This window comes from Rothia mucilaginosa (genome assembly GCF_964211445.1).
GTDB classification, from domain to species: Bacteria; Actinomycetota; Actinomycetes; order Actinomycetales; family Micrococcaceae; genus Rothia; species Rothia mucilaginosa_E.
On record NZ_CAXOQT010000005.1, the window covers coordinates 1 to 18,644 of the forward strand.

An 18,644-nucleotide genomic window follows, 5' to 3' on the forward strand; every position below is an offset into this window, starting at 1 on the left:
TACCCAGGGTATCTGGGGGGGCTCTTCCCTTCGTCTTGAGACGAGTGTCAGAGCTTCAGTGTGCTAGCTTTGTTCCCGCTCCCCTATTCTGCGATGAGTCGGGCGATAACTTCGGGGAGCATCTCCGCGACGCGGGTTGCGGGTGCCGGGCCGGGCCGGGCGTCCTTGACGCTTCCGGTGGCGCTGGCGCGTGCGGCTTCGCCGTGCAGGTAGACGGCGAGCGCACCGATGGAGGCGAAGGTGCAGCCTTCCAGCGCTTCTCCGCGAGCATCGAAGGCTGCTACGGTCTGGGCGAGCAGTGCTCCGTAGATGCCGGTGAGGGTGTCTCCGCTGCCTGCGGTGGCGAGCCAGGGGCTTCCGCCAGCAACGCTGTAGGTGGCGCCGTTGGGCGCCGCGATGAGCGTGTAGCCGCCCTTGAGCATGACGGTGGCGCCGGAGAGTTCGGAGGCGGCGCGGGCCCATCGGAAGGGCTCTGCGTCGATGTCCTTGCGGCTGGGTACGATGGCGTCGCCCAGGTGCTTTGTCCAGGTTTCGGGGGCGAGCTCGTGCACGATGCGCAGGAAGCGTTCGAGTTCTGCCGCGTGCGGGGTGAGAATCTTATGGGAGCCGAGGTGCTTGCCGGTTGCCATGTATTCTGCCGCCAGGTCGCAGGCGCCCGCGTCGAGGATGGCGGGTTCGGGCGAGTGGAGCAGGTAGCGGTTCTTATCCAGCGAGTCGTGGCTGGATCCTGAGCCGCCTGCCCAGACGGTGACCCTCTGCAGGGCGGGTGCGCCGCTGAAGTAGACGGTTTCGGGGTTGTGGGCGATCATGAGCTGGCGCAGCTCGTGGGAGTTGGCGTTGAAGCGAACCATACCCACGCCGGTGTTGAGAGCGGCACGCACGCTCATGAGGGCTGCGCCGGGGTATTCGAGGCTTCCGGTGAGCATGCCGAGTACGCCGCGGGTGTACTTGTGGGAGTGTTCGTCGGGTACTTCGATAAGCTCGCGGTAGTCTTCGCGCTCGAGGACGCGCAGGGCAGGCTTGTGGGAGTTGAGGGCTTCGGGAACGCCCAGGTCGTAGAGTTTGATGTCTCCGGAGTGGACGCTGTGGCAGGTGCCTGCCGGTAGCTTGTGGCCGATGAAGGTGACGGTGCGATCGGCGCGCAGGGAGGGTTCGTGCACGGTTCCGCGGTTGTTGTCGACTCCGGAGGGGGTGTCTACGGCAAGGACTGCGCCGAGCTTACCGTCGAGCTGCGCTGCACGGAGTACGCCCAGGTATTCGCCGGCGCTACCGCGTACGGCACCGCTGGAGCCGGTACCGAGGATGCCGTCAATGGTCAGGTCGTAGCCGGTAAGGTGTTCGAGGGTGTGTTCGGGGTCGAGCACGCGGGTGCCTTCACCGCCTTCGCGGGCGATGAGTTCGAGGTTCTTTTCGCTGGGGTCGAAGACGACGGCATCAACGCGGTGGCCTTTGGCGCTGAGACGGGCGCCGGCGTAGATGGTGTCTGCGCCATTGTTGCCCGGGCCGATGAGCAGCAGGATTTTTGCTTTCTCCTTGCCGCGGAGCAGGTCCTGCGCTTCGGCTGCGACGGCGTCTGCGGCGCGTTGCATGAGGTAGCCGTCGTAGTCGGCGGCTTCGATGTAGGGCTTTTCTGCTTCGCGTACCTGGGAAGCAGTGTAGATGAGCTTCATTGCTGTCTCCTTGGGTGGCACCGTGCGGGCCTTAGGGGTCACCTGGTGTGGTGTTGGTGTGGCTCTGCGTTAGTCGTCGGTGTCATCTCCGGCGATGACGCTGAGTCGGTAGCTTTCGGGGTTGAACTTTTGCAGGTGCGCCAGTTCTGCGTCGCTGAGGTATTCGGCGGTTGCGATGGCGATAGCCATGGGTTCGTCGTGGGTCAGCGAGAGGTGAATGCGGTTGATGCCAAGTTCTTTGGCTCGGCGGGCGATGGTGCCCTGAATGATGAGGTAGGGCTGACCGCTTTCGGCGGTGGCGACTTCGCAGTCTTGCCAGTTGAGTCCGGCGGGTGCTCCGAGTACTTTTGCGACGGCTTCTTTGGCAGCAAATCGTACGGCTTGGGAGCGCACGTTCCGGGTGCGTTCGTTGGGGGTAAAGACGCGGCGAACGAAGGCTGGTGTTTCGGTGACGATTCGTTCGAATCGTTCGATGTTGACGGTATCTACGCCGATTCCCATGATCATGAGCTTCACCTTCTGCGCTAGGGGTGGTGCCGCGTCCTGTTTGCGGTTTCTCTTGTTTTAAGTCTAGCGAGATTCGTTTCTTTTGGGCGGTTTACCGTCAAATATGACGCCCGGTTGATGCCTGTTTCACAGTGTCCTATTTTTGTTGGACCATCCATGAATAACCGAGTGGTTAAACGACAAGGGCGGTGGTCGAGTTCTCTAAGAACTCAACCACCGCCCTTTCGTTATCGCTGAGGCGATTTCCGAGGATTACTCCTAAGGATTACTCCACGGTCACGGACTTTGCGAGGTTACGCGGCTGGTCAACGTCCAGGCCCTTAGCTTCTGCCAGTGCGCATGCGAAGATCTGCAAGGGCACAGTTGCCAGCAGGGGCTGCAACAGCGAGGGGCATGCCGGGACGGTGATGAGGCGGTCTGCGTAGGGCTTGACGGCCTCGTCGCCTTCCTCGGCGATGACGATGGTGAAGGCGCCGCGAGCGCGCACTTCCTGGATGTTGGAGACGACCTTGCCGTGCAGGGAGTCGCGACCGTTTGCGGAGGGAACCACTACGATGACCGGCTGGCCTTCATCGATCAGTGCGATGGGGCCGTGCTTGAGCTCGCCTGCTGCGAAGCCTTCAGCGTGGATGTAGGTGATTTCCTTGAGCTTGAGTGCGCCTTCCATTGCGACGGGGAAGCCCACATGGCGGCCGAGGAAGATCACGGAGGAGGCATCCTTCATTTCGACGCCCAGTTCCTTGACCTGGGTGTCGTTGTCGATGACCTTCTGAATCTTTGCGGGCATGTTCTGCAGCTCGGCGAGGATCGAAGCGATTTCGTCCTTGTACTTGTTGCCGCGCAGCTGTGCCAGGTACAGGCCGAGCAGGTATGCTGCGGTGATCTGTGCCAGGAATGCCTTGGTGGATGCCACTGCGATTTCGGGGCCCGCGTGGGTGTACAGGGCAGCGTCGGATTCACGGGGCAGGGTCGAGCCGTGGGTGTTGCAGATGGAGATAACCTTTGCGCCCTGTTCGCGTGCGTGGCGCACTGCCATCAGGGTGTCCATGGTTTCGCCGGACTGCGAGAGTGCCACGATGAGGGTCTTCTCGTTCACGATGGGGTCGCGGTAGCGGAACTCGTGTGCGAGCTCGACCTCGGTGGGGATGCGGCACCAGTGCTCGATGGCGTAGCGTGCCACCTGGCCTGCGTATGCTGCGGTACCACATGCAACAACGATGATCTTGTCAATCGAGCGCAGCACCGAGTCGTCGATGTTCAGCTCGTCGAGGGTGAGGTTGCCGTTCTCGTCAAGGCGGCCCATGAGGGTCTGCTCAACGGCTGCGGGCTGCTCGTGGATTTCCTTCTCCATGAAGGAGTTGTAGCCGCCCTTTTCGGCTGCTGCTGCGTCCCATTCGATGTGGAACGGCTTGCCCTCTGCGGGGTTACCTTCGAAGTCGATGATGGAGTAGTCAGTGCCGGTGATGGTCACGATCTGGTCCTGACCCATTTCGACGGCTTCCTTGGTGTAGTCAATGAACGCGGAGACGTCAGAGCCGAGGAAGTTCTCGTTCTCGCCCAGGCCGATAACCAGCGGGGAGTTGCGGCGGGTTGCCACAACGCGGTCCGGGTGGTCGGCGTGGATAGCCAGGATGGTGAATGCACCTTCGAGGCGGTTGGATGCTACGCGTACTGCCTCGGTGAGGTCACCGGTGCCGAGCTTGTTGTAGATGCTTGCGATGGTTGCTGCAGCTACCTCGGTGTCGGTCTGAGATGCGAACTCTACGCCTTCGGCGAGCAGTTCGGCACGCAGTTCTGCGAAGTTTTCGATAATACCGTTGTGTACGACGGCGAGGCGGCCGTTGTCGACAACGTGGGGGTGAGCGTTGTTGTCAGTGGGTCCACCGTGGGTTGCCCAACGGGTGTGACCGATACCAATCTGGGAGTCAGGCAGGGGGTGTTCCTTGACCTCGTTCTCAAGGTTCAGGAGCTTACCAGCCTTCTTACGGAATACGATGCCGTCGGGGCACACGAGTGCCACGCCAGCAGAGTCATAGCCGCGGTATTCCTGACGGCGCAGACCTTCGAGGACCACATCGTATGCGTTGTGGTCAAACTTGTTACCGTCCGGAGCAGTGTCCAGACCTACATATCCTACGATTCCACACATGCTATAAGTTTATCCCACAAGTATCCGAATATGTGCACGGTGAAATGCCGTTATGCGTCACGTTTAATGTGGCTTTCCTAGCTTTTCAGGTTTTACCCTTTTCTTTCCATCAATTTATTTCTTCGCACAAACCATGAGAGTAGATATTTTCCCCGCGGGCTGAAAGTTCGTACACTTAGATAAATGAGCACCGCACCGTATTTTTCTGGCGATGACCGCTTCATGCATCTTGACCGTTCCCGTTGGTCGCACCTAGCCGATGAGATTTCTGTCCCCCTCAGTGCTGAGGAAATTGAGTCTCTTCGAGGCCTGGGTGAAACTGTCGACCTTGAAGAGGTGCAGCGTATTTATCTGCCGGTTTCTCGCCTTCTTAATCTGTATGTAACTGCCGCATCCTCGCTGAACCATATGACGAATGATTTTCTGCATGTGTCTCAGCGTCGCGTCCCGTTCATTATTGGTGTGGCGGGTTCTGTTGCTGTGGGCAAGTCGACGACGGCTCGTATTTTGCAGGCTCTTTTGAGCCGCTGGCCTTCGACTCCGAAGGTTCAGTTGGTGACTACGGATGGTTTCTTGTACCCGAATGCGGAGCTTCAGCGTCGCGGCATTATGCACCGTAAGGGTTTCCCGGAGTCTTATGATCGCCGTGCCCTGTTGAACTTTGTGTCGCAGGTGAAGTCCGGTGCCGAGCGTGTGGTGGCGCCGAAGTATTCGCATCTGTATTACGACATCATGCCGGATGAGCATATTGAGGTCACCGCACCGGATGTTCTGATTCTTGAGGGCTTGAATGTTTTGGCGCCTTCTCAGGCTGAGGGTCCGGAGACTTCCGATCTGACGCTGAGTGATTTCTTTGATTTCTCTATTTATGTGGATGCCCGCACTGAGGATATTGAGCGCTGGTATGTGAATCGTTTCTTGACGCTGCGTTCTTCGGCTTTTGCGAATCCGGAGTCGTATTTCAAGCGTTATGCGGAGCTGAGCGATGAGCAGGCGGTTGAGGTAGCGACCGGCATTTGGAAGAGCGTGAATGAGCCTAATCTGGTGCAGAATGTTTTGCCGACTCGTGCTCGTGCGCATTTAATTCTGCAGAAGGGTGCCGAGCATACCGTGGAGCAGGTTCTTCTGCGTAAGAACTAGAGGTTCTTTAGGTTTTTAGTGTTCGTGTGCGGCTTTTAGCCGGTATTGTGGTGCATTCTAGTAGAAGGCGCCGGAGGCTCCACTCCCTCGCTGGGTGGGTTTAGGCTTCCGGCGCTTTTTGTTTGCATCTACGCCATGATGAGGAGTTATTGTGTTGTCTCTGCACCGTACGTCTACCGCTCAGGAGTCTCTTAATGGTTCTGCGGTAAACCGCCGCACCCTCTTGGGTGCCGCTTTGGGGGTTGGCGGTACCGCACTATTGGCGGCTTGTGGTTCGCAGGGTGGCTCGCAGGGTCAGGGTGCCGCCTCGTCATCTTCTGCAGCGAGCGCTTCTGCCTCTGAGTCTGCGACGGCTTCGGCGGCTTCTTCTAGTGTCTCTTCCACTGCGGCAGCCTCTTCTGCCGCGCCCTCCCCTGTTGCTTCTGCAACCGGTGCTTCTGCCAGCGCTTCGACTTCTGCGAGCGTGTCTTCTTCCCCGTTGGCGCTTGCTCAGCCGAGTGTTGAGTCTCAGCCGGATTCTTTGCGTTGCCTCGTGAATAAGATGCGTCCCTTTGCGCAGCAGGATTGGGAGCCGAATGACCTGGTGGAGTTCTACGGTCATCAATTGCGCGCTGAGGCGGCTAAGGCAGCGGATACGATGATTGATGCGGCTGCTACTGATGGCGTGACTCTGCTTGTTTCTAGCGCGTATCGTTCGTATGCGGTGCAGCAGCAGACCTATCAGTATTGGGTTTCGGTGAACGGTCAACAGGTGGCGGACCAGTTATCGGCTCGTCCCGGCTATTCGGAGCATCAGACGGGCTTGGCGATTGATTTTGCTTCTCCTGAGGGTTGCCGTTTGGAGGAGTGTTATCGCGATACGCTGGCTGGTCAGTGGTTGGCGAAGAACGCTCCGCGTTACGGATATATTTTGCGCTTCCCTGATGGTCGTCAATCGGTGACCGGTTATCGTTTTGAGCCGTGGCATTACCGCTATGTGGGTGTGCAGATTGCTCAGGAGTATGTGTCTTCGGGCGCGAAGACTTTTGAGGAGTTTATCGGTACGGGTGCGGCACCCGATTATGCAAGTGCGAACTAGGCTCTGAGCTAAGTTTTTGGCTTTGTCCGGTGCGTCGAGTGGTGATGCGTGTCGTATTTCTGGCTTCCATGTCGGAATTAAATAGGCACAGTAGATGCATATTTTTTCGCGTACAAGTCCTGTAAATCCGCGGTTTTTCGCAGGTTTCAGAGATTTTTACTCACCTTTATGTGACCTAGACCTTAAGTATTGGGTGCCACAGAACCACTGTGAATAAAAACACATGCTTTACAGCGAAAATTTTCTCAGAATATGGCATTTTGAACACCTAAAAGGCGCTATTCTATATCTTATGCTTAAGGGTTTTAAAGATTTTCTGATTCGCGGTAACGTCATCGACCTCGCAGTTGGTCTGATCATGGGTACCGCCTTCACCGCTGTGGTGAACGCACTTGTCCAGTCCGTCCTGATGCCCGCTATCTCGATGCTGGTTAAGTCCCCCAACTTCGATGAGTTCCTGGTCTTCGGCCAGATCAAGGTTGGCGTGTTCCTGACCGCTGTTGTCAACTTCATCCTGATTGCAGTTGCTGTGTACTTCGCAGTTGTTGTCCCCACTCAGAAGCTGACTGAAATCGCACTGGCTAAGAAGAAGGCTGAAGACGAGGCTGTTGAAAAGGAAGAGACCGAGATTGCACTCCTCAAGGAGATCCGCGACGCTCTGGCAAAGAAGTAATTTCTCTGCTCTCTACCACTAAGTTTCAAACCCCCGTATCCCCTGTGGATGCGGGGGTTTTCCGCATCCTCTTTCCCCTGCGCCCATTCAAGATAACGAAGAAGGGCTGGGAAGATGTTACCTTCCCAGCCCTTTCTCGATCCTCCGCTAAGGAAGAATACGTTTAGAGTGCCAGTTCCTTAGCCACAACGTCAGCCAGCTGCTGAGCAACCTCATCAGCCTGCTCCTGAGTTGCAGCTTCAACCATCACACGCACCAGAGGCTCGGTGCCGGATGCACGCAGTAGCACGCGGCCGCTCTCACCCAGTACGCCCTCAGCCTCGCTCACAGCGGTAGCGAGCGCCTCATTGGTCTTCACAGCCGCACGGTCAACACCCTTGACATTGATCAGACGCTGCGGGGTGGGCTGCATACGGGATGCCAGATTCGAGAGGGTCTGGCCGCTTCGTGCAACCTCTGCAGCCAGCTGGATGCCGGTCAGAACGCCGTCACCGGTGGTTGCGTAGTCGCTCATGATAACGTGGCCGGACTGCTCGCCGCCGAGATTGTAGCCGTGCTCGCGCATGGACTCGAGGACGTAGCGGTCACCCACAGCGGTGCGGCCGAGGGTAATGCCGTGCTCGCGCAGGTACAGCTCTAGACCCAGGCTGCTCATCACGGTTGCGACGAGGGTGTCCTTTGCGAGCTTGCCGTCGCGCTTAGCGGCAACAGCAAGGATAGCCATGATCTGGTCGCCGTCTACCAGGTTGCCCTTTTCGTCAACTGCCTGGCAACGGTCGGAGTCGCCGTCGTGGGCGATGCCGAGGTCCGCGCCGTGCTCAACGACTGCTGCCTGCAGCTTCTCGGGGTGGGTGGAGCCCACACCGTCGTTGATGTTGGTGCCGTTGGGCTCTACAGCCAGTGCGATGACCTCTGCGCCCAGGGCTTCGAAGGTCGCCGGGGACGCCGCGTAGGCCGCACCGTTTGCGCAGTCCAGAACAATCTTCTTGCCAGCAAGGGGCTTGCCTTCGGGCAGGGTGGAGACCAGGTGATTCACGTAAGCCTCGGTGCCGTTCTCCAGGGGCTTGACGGTACCCACAGCGCCACCGGTCGGGTAGCGGAAGGACTTCTCACGGTAAACACGCTCAATGGCATCCTCAACGGAGTCTTCCAGCTTCTGGCCGCCACGGGCCAGGAACTTAATACCGTTGTCCGCTGCGGGGTTGTGCGATGCAGAAATCATCACGCCGAAGTCAGCACCGGTGTGTGCCACCAGGTAAGCTGCTGCGGGGGTGGGGACGATACCGGCATCCAACACGTCAACACCTGCGCTAGCGAAGCCAGCCTTCATCGCAGAGACAATAAAGTCTGCAGAGGATCGGGAGTCATTTGCAATCACGGCACGGGGGCGTACACCCTCTTCTACCGTGTCAAAGCCCAGAACAATAGAAGCCGCCTGCGCGAGCTCCATAGCCAAGGCGGGAGTAATTACATCGTTTGCCAGACCGCGTACGCCGTCGGTTCCAAAAAGTCGTTCAGTCACCCTTTTATTTTACGTTGTGCGTAACTCCGCTTAGGCGTATACACCGTAAATTCTTCATAATCAGAAAGTGATTTTCAGCGGCTACATATCTGCTTCATAGCTAAGGTTTCTATAGACGCGCAAAGGTGCCTGCTCTCCGTTCCTGGGTTGGGAAAAGAGAGACAGGCACCTTCGCAGTGCACGCTATATGGCGGTTTATTGCCCTAGAGCGGGCTAAGGCTCATGCCCTATTTGCATCGCTTACTTGACGACGGGGAAACCGTCGGGAGAGTCGCCGGACTCGTCCTCGAAGACGTCAGATGCGGAGCGAACAATCAGCGAATCGAGCTCGCCGACAACAGCCTCGTCCTTGGCGGTGTAGTCGAACTGGGAGAGCACGTAACGCATTGCTTCCAGGCGGGCGCGCTTCTTGTCGTTAGACTTGATAACGGTCCAGGGAGCGTCACCGGTGTGGGTGTAGAAGAACATTGCTTCCTTCGCCGCGGTGTAGTCGTCCCACTTGTCCAGGGAAGCCAGGTCGGTGGGGGAAAGCTTCCACTGGCGGACCGGGTCGGTACGGCGGGAGGTGAAGCGTGCGAGCTGCTCTTCGCGGGTGACGGAGAACCAGAACTTGATGATGTGGATACCGGAGTTCACCAGCATGCGCTCCAGGTCCGGAACTTCGCGCATGAACTCGAAGTACTGTGCCTGGGTGCAGTAGCCCATGACGCGCTCAACACCGGCACGGTTGTACCAGGAGCGGTCCATCAGGACGATTTCGCCGCCGGAGGGCAGGTGCTTGATGTAGCGCTGGAAGTACCACTGGGTCTGCTCGATATCGGTCGGCTTCTCCAGTGCGACAACGCGGGCGCCACGGGGGTTCAGGTGCTCGGTGAAGCGCTTGATGGAGCCACCCTTACCTGCTGCGTCACGGCCTTCGAAGATGATGAGGATCTTCTGACCGGTGGACTTAGCCCAGAGCTGCAGCTTCAGCAGCTCAATCTGCAGGGCACGCTTCTCCTTCTCGTATGCCTTGCGGCTGAGCTTGGTGTCGTAGGGGTAACCCTTCTTCCAAGCCTGAGAAATCTCGTCGTCCTTCTTGTCCTTGCCGAGGGCACGGGTGAGGGAAGCCATTTCGTCCAGCTCTGCCGAGTAGTCTTCAACGACGGAGGTGCGGCGTGCCTGAGGCTTCAGGGCTTCCTTAATGGCTTGTTTCTTCTCAGAACCGGTGTGTGCGTGTGCGCCTTCAGCGGTGTGCTGGTGGGCTTCAGTCTGAGGAGCCTCCACAGCCTTCTCTTCGGGCTGGGTGGAGGGATTCTGCTCTGCCATGAGTACTCTTTTCTTCCTGTCTGCTTTGACTCTTTAACTCTACCGGTGTGCTCTTCGATGAACAAACGTAACAGTTACATGTACCCTATAACCTTTTAACGTTCACGGTGAGTAGATACGCAAAACGCCCCGCTCTCTAGGGAGAGACGGGGCGTAACGCTTCGTGAAAACCAGCGATTAACGCTTGGAGAACTGCGAAGCCTTGCGTGCCTTCTTAAGACCAGCCTTCTTACGCTCGATGACGCGTGCGTCACGGGTCAGGTAGCCAGCCTTCTTCAGTGCAGGGCGGTTGTTCTCGCGGTCGATCTCGTTCAGTGCACGAGCGATACCCAGGCGCAGAGCACCTGCCTGACCGGAGGGGCCACCACCGTTGATGCGTGCGATGACGTCGTATGCACCCTCAAGCTCGAGGAGCTTGAAGGGCTGGTTGACGTCCTGCTGGTGCAGCTTGTTGGGGAAGTAGTCTTCCAGGCTACGGCCGTTGATGGTCCAGTTGCCGGAACCGGGCACAACGCGAACGCGTGCCACTGCTTCCTTACGGCGACCAACTGCTGCGCCTGCAACGGTCAGTGCCGGACGTGCTGCCTTAGCCGCTGCGGGAGCAGCAGACTCCGAGGTGTAGCTGGTCAGCTCTTCCTCGACTACGATCAGCTCTTCGTTCTGAGCCACGATTTCTCCTATTGTTTCTCGTAGGCCCGAATTACTGGGCGACCTGGTTGAATTCGTAGGTCTTGGGCTGCTGTGCCGCGTGCGGGTGCTCGGGGCCAGCGTAGACCTTCAGCTTCTTGAGCTGCTGTGCAGCGAGCTTGTTCTTGGGCAGCATGCCCTTAACAGCCTTCTCAACCGCGCGAACGGGGTTGGTCTCAAGCAGCTCTGCGTAGTTCACGGACTTCAGACCGCCGGGGTAACCCGAGTGGCGGTATGCACGCTTCTGCTCGAGCTTTGCACCGGTCAGGGCGACCTTCTCAGCGTTCACGATGATAACGAAGTCACCGGTGTCAACGTGGGGAGCAAAAGTCGGCTTGTGCTTACCGCGCAGCAGGATAGCGGTCTGGCTTGCGAGGCGGCCGAGAACAACGTCGGTGGCGTCAATGACGTGCCACTGGCGCTCGACTTCGCCGGGCTTAGGAGTATAAGTGCGCAAAATATTGGCCTTTGTCTCGAAATGTACATACGGCGCTTAGTTGGGTATCGCGCCTTTTACTTACGTGCATGACGAACACCCGGGTGAGGACCGAGCTGCCGCCCGTTCTGCCCGTACTCTAGACCGCCTTAACGTCCTGCAACTAGACAGCGATTTAGAGCGCGCTCGGGTAGAACACGCACAACATATCAAGACTATACAGGACGTCGAGTGCTTAATCCACCGCTGAAGCCTTAAAAATAGGGCTTTTTTGCATTAAACACATTTTAAATTCCATCCGTGTAATTCACCCGCGGTCGTTGCACTCCCCCGCGGTGCTTCGTGGAGCATGAGCAAGGTGACGAGGCTCAATATGCACAGGGCGTTAAGCGCTCTGTGCTTCGTGGTCCTCGCGCTTTGCTCGAGCACGCTCCGCCTGCACACCGTAGAGCTCAGGAACAGGGTAGTAAATCTCAGCCAGAGCGAGCGCATGCGGAGGCGCCAGAGTCAGCGAAGCCTCGCGTCCCGGGTTCTCAATCCGTTCACGCAACCAGGCAGTGTCGCGTTTGCCCGTACCGTAGAGAACCAGGGCGCCGACGAGTGAACGCACCATATGATGGCAGAAGGCGTCAGCCACCACGCGCACCTCAATCAGCCCGCTTTCAGTGCGGGTAAAGCTCAGCTCTCGCAGTTCACGAATCGTGGTCGCACCTTCACGCGGCTTACAGAAGGAGAGGAAATCGCGCAGGCCGAGTAGCTGCTGTGCCGATTCGTTCAGATCAGCACAATCCAGGTGCTCGGGTACCGCCCAGGTGTAGGTACGATGCAGGGGGTTAAGACCGTCCGCTGCACCATCTGCAATGCGGTAAACATAGCGGCGGCCGGTAGCTGAGAAGCGCGCATCAAAATCGAACGGCACTTCGCTCACGCGATGAATCTGAATAGCGCCCTGCAAAATACCGCGAACCTTCTTCGGCAGGTTGAGTTGTTCTTCCGCATCGTAAAGGCAGCGCTGCAGAGCCCCGGTGAGGCGGCGCCCCAGGGCAGCCGTCGGGTCATCTTCCCCCGTTCGCCCCTGCAGGCGAGTCCAGTCCTCATCACTCAGATCGCAATGCAGGGTCTGGGCTTCCGCATGCACACCGGCATCGGTTCGGCCCGCGACCACCACGCGGTGAGGTGCACGCAAAATCAGTTCAAGGGCATTCTCAATGACTCCCTGCACCGTAACAAGGTTCGGTTGGGCAGCCCACCCGCTGAATAGAGAACCGTCGTAGGCGCAATCAATGCGTACACGGTGCGTAGCAATGAAGGGCTGCGCTTCGTGATTCTCTAAAGCAGTAGCGTTATGCATTGGTGTGCCTTTCAGCGGTAAAGGACGGTTGAAGAATACGGATCGGCTCTTGTATAGCGAATGCGCAAAGAACCGTCTCCTTGTTAAGTATGCAGATACACCAATCCGCCGCCCACAGCAGTGGACGGCGGATTGACATATTTTAGGCTTAGCCTAAATCAGCTGGGATCCGTATTACTCGGAAACCTTCTGTGCTGCTGCGCCACCTGCGGGGGCGTAACCTGCAGCCTCTGCCGACTCAGCGGAGTCGAACCAGATTTCAGCCTTGGTGCTGGAGTACCAGCGGGAACCGGGCACGTGGTACTTCATGGAATCGGCGTTACCCTTAACCTCGAAGCCCTCGGGAGCCTCGCCGGACTCCAGGGGTGCGTGGGAACCTGCGGGCAGGCCCTCAGCTGCTTCAGCCTTGGGAGCCTCAGCTGCCTTCTCAGCAACCTTGGTTGCCTCAGCAACTGCACCCTTGGTTGCAACGGGCTCCATGACGAGCTCGATGACTGCCATGGGAGCGTTGTCACCCTTACGGTTACCGATCTTGATGATGCGGGTGTAACCACCGGGGCGCTCTGCCATTGCCGGAGCAATAACGGTGAAGAGCTCGTGCACAACGGACTTGTCGGTGATGGAACGCAGCACGCGACGGCGAGCAGCCAGGTCGCCCTTCTTACCGAAGGTGATGAAGCGCTCTGCCACCGGACGCAGGCGCTTTGCCTTGGTCAGGGTGGTGGTGATGCGCTTGTGCTGGAACAGCTGCGCCGACAGGTTGTTGAGCATGTGGCGCTCGTGGGTCGGGGAACCGCCGAGGCGGGGACCCTTAGTGGGAGTAGGCATAGTTAAATCTCCATAGTTGCGTTCCCTAACGCCCCAGCAGCGGAGCCTCTTAGGGAATCAAGTTTGACTGATCCCGGTGGAACCGGGTGAACTATTCGGTCGAAATTATTCGCCGGAACCGTCTTCGTCATCAAGCGGGCGTGCAGCAGGCTCGAAACCGGGAGGGGAGTCCTTCAAAGCCAGGCCGAGCTCGATGAGCTTTGCCTTGACCTCGTCAATGGACTTAGCACCGAAGTTACGGATGTCCATCAGGTCAGCTTCACTGCGGGTCACGAGCTCACCCACGGTGTGGATGCCCTCGCGCTTGAGGCAGTTGTAGGAGCGGACGGACATGTTCAGGTCCTCGATCGGCAGTGCCAGATCAGCGGCCATGGACTCGTCGGCGGGCGACGGGCCAACTTCAATACCCTCAGCTGCAATGTTCAGCTCACGTGCCAGGCCGAAGAGCTCGACCAGGGTGCTGCCTGCAGAAGCAACGGCGTCACGCGGTGCGATGGCTTCCTTGGTTTCGACGTCCAGGGTCAGGCTGTCGAAGTCGGTGCGCTGCTCAACACGGGTCGCGTTCACGCTGAAGGTAACCTTCAGAACCGGGGAGTAGATGGAGTCAACCGGGATACGGCCAATCTCGCCATCGCCGACCTTGTTCTGAGCTGCAGTCACGTAGCCGCGACCGCGCTCGATAACCAGCTCAGCGTTGAAGTTTGCCGAGGCGTTCAGGGTTGCCAGGTGCAGTTCCGGGTTGTGGATCTCCACGCCAGCGGGAACCTCGATGTCGCCTGCGGTCAGTTCACCTTCGCCCTGCTTGCGCAGGTAGGCCACGACGGGCTCGTCGTTCTCAGAAGAGATGGAGAGCTTCTTGATGTTCAAGATGATCTCAGTGACGTCCTCGGTCACGCCGGGAACGGTGCTGAACTCGTGCAGTACGCCATCAATGCGGACGCTGGTAACAGCGGCGCCGGGGATGGAGGACAGCAGAGTACGGCGGAGGGAGTTACCCATGGTGTAGCCGAAACCGGGCTCCAGAGGCTCGATGGTGAAGCGCGAGCGGTTGGGCGCTACGACCTCTTCAGTCAGAGTGGGGCGCTGTGCAATAAGCACTTTGTTTCCTTTCGGTGAGCTCCGCTATATGAGCCCACAGGTTGGGGAAAACATATCTTAGGAAGCAGACGGGTGTCTGTACTCTCCGGGTACAGCTCCGTGGAGCGTACCCGTCGAGGGATTAGGTCAGGGACCTAATTAGACGCGGCGGCGCTTCGGGGGACGGCAACCGTTGTGTGCAACGGGGGTAACGTCCTGAATCGAACCGACCTCGAGGCCTGCAGCCTGCAGGGAGCGGATTGCGGTTTCGCGACCGGAACCGGGGCCCTTGACGAACACGTCAACCTTGCGGACGCCGTGCTCCTTGGCGCGGTTTGCAGCAGCCTCAGCAGCCAGCTGTGCGGCGTAGGGGGTGGACTTACGGGAGCCCTTGAAGCCCATGTCGCCAGCGGAGGACCAGGAGATCACTGCACCGGTGGGATCGGTGATGGAGACGATGGTGTTGTTGAAGGTCGACTTGATGTGAGCCTGACCAGCAACGATGTTCTTGCTAACCTTGCGGCGGTTGGTCTTACGAGCTGCCGCAGCGCGAGTCTTGGGAGGCATTTTTGATTCTCCTACAAAGGTTTTCTAATACGTTGGTCGGATAGAGATATCCAACAGAGCAACGTTGCTTACTTCTTCTTACCTGCGACGGTACGCTTCGGGCCCTTGCGGGTACGTGCGTTAGTCTTGGTGCGCTGACCGTGAACCGGCAGGCCGCGGCGGTGGCGCAGGCCCTGGTAGGAACCGATTTCAACCTTACGGCGGATGTCAGCTGCAACCTCGCGGCGAAGATCACCTTCAACCTTGTAGTTGCCTTCGATGAAGTCACGAAGTGCCACGAGCTCCTGGTCGGTCAGGTCCTTGACGCGGGTGTCAGGGTTGACGCCGGTAGCAGCGAGGGTTTCGTGTGCACGGGTCTTGCCCACGCCGTAGATGTAAGTGAGAGCAACTTCCACGCGCTTTTCGCGGGGAATATCAACTCCAGCGAGACGTGCCATACTGGCTTCTCCTTGTTGTTTTCCAGAGGTCTATAGCATCACTGCCCGGGTTGTTCTGACCCGGTCCCCGGCCTCTGAGTCCGGAGGTATCCGAAGGCGCCTCGTTGGCGTTGCTTCGGAGCGGTGCCTATGACAATTCCGCCCTCTTATAGGGCGGCTATGAAGTCAGCTGCTAGGGATTAGCCCTGGCGCTGCTTGTGGCGCGGGTTTTCGCAGATCACCATGACCACACCGTGACGGCGGATCACCTTGCACTTATCGCAGATCGGCTTAACGCTCGGCTTGACCTTCATCGCATTCCTTTTGATTGCAACTTGATTACTGGCGAGATAAGAGGTTCCCTCACTTACGTTGGGGAACTGCGTTATCCCTTTGAACACGATTTAAACGCCGCCAGGGGCGACGTTTATCTCGGGTTTACTTGTAACGGTAGACGATACGACCTCGGGAAAGGTCGTAGGGGCTCAGTTCCACTACTACTCGGTCCTCAGGCAGGATGCGAATGTAGTGCTGACGCATCTTGCCCGAGATGTGCGCGAGAACCTTGTGGCCGTTATCCAGCTCAACACGGAACATCGCGTTGGGCAGAGCTTCAACCACAGAGCCTTCAATCTCGATGACGCCGTCTTTCTTAGCCATATCCTCCGCTAACGTCGGTGCCCGTCGCAGGTGCGGCGGGCAAATGTATCTTCTGTTTGTGAGCTCACCTCGGTGAGGCGCTAGGGCGTTTTAAGGCGCACTTAACACTGGCACAAACAACCAACTGTTAACTCTACGGCAAAGACCGTGGAAAAACAACCGTGATTTTTATGACATCAGGCACTTAAGGTTTAAAAGGAAGAAGCCCCTCCCCCACGCTCCAGGAAGTCTTAAGGACTTCCTTCCGCAGGAAAGGGGCACCGTTTATCGACCAAAGCTCAGCCGCTTAGTCTTCCTTAGCGGCAAGCTGACCGCATGCTCCATCAATATCGGAACCGCGAGTATCACGAATAGTCGTCGGAATACCGTGAGCACGCAGACGCTCCACAAAGTTCTGTTCAACGCCCTTACGGGATGCCGTCCACTTCGAACCCGGGGTCGGGTTCAGCGGAATCGGGTTCACGTGCACCCAGCCGCGGCCGCGCTGCGCCAGCTTCTTACCGAGCAGATCCGCACGCCAGCCCTGATCGTTAATATCGCGAATCAGCGCATACTCGATGGAGACGCGACGGCCGGTCGTACGGTAGTAGTCGTACGCAGCGTCCAGGGTCTCATCAACCTTCCAACGCTGGTTAATCGGAATCAGTTCATCACGCAGTTCATCATCCGGAGCGTGCAGAGACAGAGCCAAAGTAATGGGCAGCTTCTCCATCTCAAACTTGCGAATACCCGGCACCAGGCCCACGGTTGACATGGTCAGGCCACGAGCAGAAATACCCAGGCCCTCGGGGGAAGGATCAATCAGACGGTGCACAGCACCCATGGTTGCCTTGTAGTTAGCGAGCGCCTCGCCCATACCCATGAAGACAATGTTGGAAACACGCAGCGGACGAGTATCCTCAGAGCCACCTTCTGCTTCTTCCAGGCCCTTCATCTGCTTCAGGTAGCGGGCACCAGCTACGACCTGCTCCACAATTTCTGCAGTAGAGAGATTACGGGTCAAACCCTGCTGACCGGTTGCACAGAAGGGGCAGTTCATACCGCAGCCAGCCTGCGAAGAAATGCACATGGTCACGCGGTTGTCATAGCGCATGATGACGGACTCAATGAGCGCACCGTCAAAGAGGCGGTGCACAACCTTCAGGGTATCACCACCGTCAGCTTCGAGGGTACGGACCGGGGTCAGCAGCTGAGGCATCGCCTGTGCAACCATCTGCTCGCGGTCCTTAGCCGGCAGGTCAGTCATCTCGGCGGGATCAGTGACCAGACGCTCAAAATAGTGCTTTGACAGCTGCGACGCACGGAACGACTGGTAGCCCAGTTCCTTCAGAAATTCGCGGCGACCAGCCATGTCGAAGTCAGCGATGTGTTTGGGCGGCTTCGCACGGCGCGGTGCTTTCAGGGCAATCTGGCCGGGGGCGGGGCGAACGTTCGAGATTTCAACCGGCACCTTGGTCGCAGCGGGCGCGGATGCCTCGCCGCTGTTGAGAGTTTCGCTCATGGAGCTTCTTCCTTATGATGTGGATGCTTTCGGATGCGCTATCACGCACCGGACCGGATTCGCCGGTTTCTTCGGGTGGAGGTGGGGCAGCTAAAGGTGGGTTCCCCTCCCCCAGTGGTGGGACTTAGGCGGGAATCGGAACCGGGGTTACGCCGAAGCGAGCAAGTTCGCTTGCGCCGCCGTCTTCTGCGGTCAGAACCCAGATGCCTTCGCTGTGCACAGCAACGGAGTGCTCCCACTGGCACGCATCGGAGCCGTCAACGGTCACAACGGTCCAGTCATCAGAGAGTACCTTGGTCTCGATAGAACCGGTGACGAGCATCGGTTCGATAGCGAAAGCCATGCCGGGCTTGATCTTCGGGCCCATGTCACGTACTGCGTAGTTCAGTACGTCCGGCGCCATGTGCATCTGGGAACCGATACCGTGGCCCACGTAGTCTTCAATGATGCCGTACTTATCGCCGTATTCTTCGGTCACGTACGCTTCGATGGCAAGACCAATTTCGCCGACCTTCTTTGCGGTTGCCAGAGCGGCAATGCCGTGCCACATCGCTTCGCGGGTGACGGCGGAGAGCTCTGCGCGGGCTTCGCTTACGTTGTCACCAACCAGCACAGTACGTGCCGAGTCACCGTGCCACTGGCGGTTGGTAGCGGGGTCGATGACGTATGCGCCACCGTCGATGGAGAGAATATCGCCCTCCTTGAGCACGTAGTCGCCGGGGATGCCGTGAACAACCTCGTGGTTGACGGAGGTGCATACGGTCGCAGGGTAGTCGTAGTAGCCGTAGAAATTGGAGGTGCCACCCAACTCCAGCATGGTGCGTTCAAAGGCGGCGTTCACCTCTGCGGTGGTTACGCCGGGGCGCGCTGCCGCCACTGCAGCATCGAGTGCACGGCTGGTAATGACGCCTGCACGAGCCATCTGCTGAAGCTGTGCATTGGTTTTGATTTCGACTCGTGCCATTCTGACTCCTTAGGTATGTGGGGCGGTACGCCCAAGCTTAGAACTCTACAGACAGCACTGTACCCCCGCAAGTCTTTGTGATGCATCATGCACCTCAAATTGCGGGGGTA

General features: G+C 58.2%; 19 protein-coding genes. 3 read left to right on the plus strand and 16 right to left on the minus strand.

The genetic code is table 11. The annotated features are described in order from the left end of the window. Positions 1-83: 83 nt before the first annotated feature. The 3 genes from AB8E48_RS01840 to glmS form a co-directional block, all read right to left on the minus strand. Positions 84-1,670, minus strand: coding sequence for a bifunctional ADP-dependent NAD(P)H-hydrate dehydratase/NAD(P)H-hydrate epimerase (locus AB8E48_RS01840; RefSeq protein ID WP_297605735.1), 1,587 nt, complete (start codon positions 1,668-1,670; stop codon positions 84-86). Positions 1,671-1,739: 69 nt separating this feature from the next. After that, positions 1,740-2,177 carry a holo-ACP synthase gene (locus AB8E48_RS01845; protein WP_005505045.1) on the minus strand — a complete coding sequence of 146 codons (438 nt, stop codon included), beginning with the start codon at positions 2,175-2,177 and terminating at the stop codon, positions 1,740-1,742. Positions 2,178-2,442: 265 nt separating this feature from the next. Next, entirely contained in the window at positions 2,443-4,326 is a 1,884-nt protein-coding gene (gene glmS / locus AB8E48_RS01850; protein WP_049338090.1) for a glutamine--fructose-6-phosphate transaminase (isomerizing), read from the minus strand. Positions 4,327-4,509: 183 nt separating this feature from the next. On the opposite strand from glmS, the gene coaA reads away from it, so the two are divergent. From coaA to mscL, 3 genes are all read left to right on the plus strand, one after another. Beyond that, positions 4,510-5,466 (plus strand): type I pantothenate kinase, encoded by a 957-nt coding sequence (gene coaA / locus AB8E48_RS01855; protein ID WP_005505041.1) that lies wholly within the window; start codon positions 4,510-4,512, stop codon positions 5,464-5,466. A 151-nt stretch (positions 5,467-5,617) separates the two neighbouring features. After that, the gene (locus AB8E48_RS01860; protein ID WP_296544711.1) at positions 5,618-6,544 is read left to right on the plus strand and encodes a M15 family metallopeptidase; all 927 of its coding nucleotides are present in this window, start codon (positions 5,618-5,620) and stop codon (positions 6,542-6,544) included. 292 nt (positions 6,545-6,836) lie between these two features. Then, complete coding sequence (gene mscL, locus AB8E48_RS01865; protein ID WP_296544713.1) at positions 6,837-7,217, plus strand: large conductance mechanosensitive channel protein MscL; 381 nt, start codon at positions 6,837-6,839, stop codon at positions 7,215-7,217. Between the two features lie 163 nt (positions 7,218-7,380). Here mscL and glmM read toward each other — a convergent pair whose 3' ends face one another. The 13 genes from glmM to map form a co-directional block, all read right to left on the minus strand. Next, positions 7,381-8,739, minus strand: a complete 1,359-nt coding sequence (gene glmM, locus AB8E48_RS01870; protein ID WP_315295883.1) for a phosphoglucosamine mutase — start codon at positions 8,737-8,739, stop codon at positions 7,381-7,383. A 240-nt stretch (positions 8,740-8,979) separates the two neighbouring features. Beyond that, the gene (gene ppk2 / locus AB8E48_RS01875; protein WP_314925268.1) at positions 8,980-10,047 is read right to left on the minus strand and encodes a polyphosphate kinase 2; all 1,068 of its coding nucleotides are present in this window, start codon (positions 10,045-10,047) and stop codon (positions 8,980-8,982) included. Positions 10,048-10,224: 177 nt separating this feature from the next. Further along, complete coding sequence (gene rpsI / locus AB8E48_RS01880) at positions 10,225-10,716, minus strand: 30S ribosomal protein S9 (protein WP_070541455.1); 492 nt, start codon at positions 10,714-10,716, stop codon at positions 10,225-10,227. Positions 10,717-10,747: 31 nt separating this feature from the next. Then, entirely contained in the window at positions 10,748-11,191 is a 444-nt protein-coding gene (gene rplM, locus AB8E48_RS01885; protein ID WP_005505035.1) for a 50S ribosomal protein L13, read from the minus strand. A gap of 364 nt (positions 11,192-11,555) precedes the next feature. Beyond that, positions 11,556-12,521 carry a tRNA pseudouridine(38-40) synthase TruA gene (gene truA, locus AB8E48_RS01890; RefSeq protein ID WP_314925270.1) on the minus strand — a complete coding sequence of 322 codons (966 nt, stop codon included), beginning with the start codon at positions 12,519-12,521 and terminating at the stop codon, positions 11,556-11,558. 174 nt (positions 12,522-12,695) lie between these two features. Continuing rightward, on the minus strand, positions 12,696-13,349 hold the full coding sequence (gene rplQ, locus AB8E48_RS01895; RefSeq protein ID WP_005505032.1) for a 50S ribosomal protein L17: 654 nt from the start codon (positions 13,347-13,349) through the stop codon (positions 12,696-12,698). Positions 13,350-13,454: 105 nt separating this feature from the next. Further along, positions 13,455-14,447 carry a DNA-directed RNA polymerase subunit alpha gene (locus AB8E48_RS01900; protein WP_005505031.1) on the minus strand — a complete coding sequence of 331 codons (993 nt, stop codon included), beginning with the start codon at positions 14,445-14,447 and terminating at the stop codon, positions 13,455-13,457. Positions 14,448-14,585: 138 nt separating this feature from the next. Beyond that, a complete protein-coding gene (gene rpsK / locus AB8E48_RS01905; RefSeq protein WP_005505028.1) occupies positions 14,586-14,993 on the minus strand; it encodes a 30S ribosomal protein S11 in 408 nt (135 codons plus the stop codon). Positions 14,994-15,061: 68 nt separating this feature from the next. Continuing rightward, the gene (gene rpsM / locus AB8E48_RS01910) at positions 15,062-15,430 is read right to left on the minus strand and encodes a 30S ribosomal protein S13 (protein WP_005505026.1); all 369 of its coding nucleotides are present in this window, start codon (positions 15,428-15,430) and stop codon (positions 15,062-15,064) included. Positions 15,431-15,609: 179 nt separating this feature from the next. Further along, positions 15,610-15,723, minus strand: a complete 114-nt coding sequence (gene rpmJ / locus AB8E48_RS01915) for a 50S ribosomal protein L36 (protein WP_004005257.1) — start codon at positions 15,721-15,723, stop codon at positions 15,610-15,612. Positions 15,724-15,847: 124 nt separating this feature from the next. Then, entirely contained in the window at positions 15,848-16,069 is a 222-nt protein-coding gene (gene infA / locus AB8E48_RS01920; RefSeq protein WP_005505018.1) for a translation initiation factor IF-1, read from the minus strand. Positions 16,070-16,355: 286 nt separating this feature from the next. Beyond that, a complete protein-coding gene (rlmN, locus tag AB8E48_RS01925; protein ID WP_060824432.1) occupies positions 16,356-17,570 on the minus strand; it encodes a 23S rRNA (adenine(2503)-C(2))-methyltransferase RlmN in 1,215 nt (404 codons plus the stop codon). Positions 17,571-17,694: 124 nt separating this feature from the next. Then, entirely contained in the window at positions 17,695-18,534 is an 840-nt protein-coding gene (gene map / locus AB8E48_RS01930; RefSeq protein WP_314389469.1) for a type I methionyl aminopeptidase, read from the minus strand. Positions 18,535-18,644: the final 110 nt, after the last annotated feature.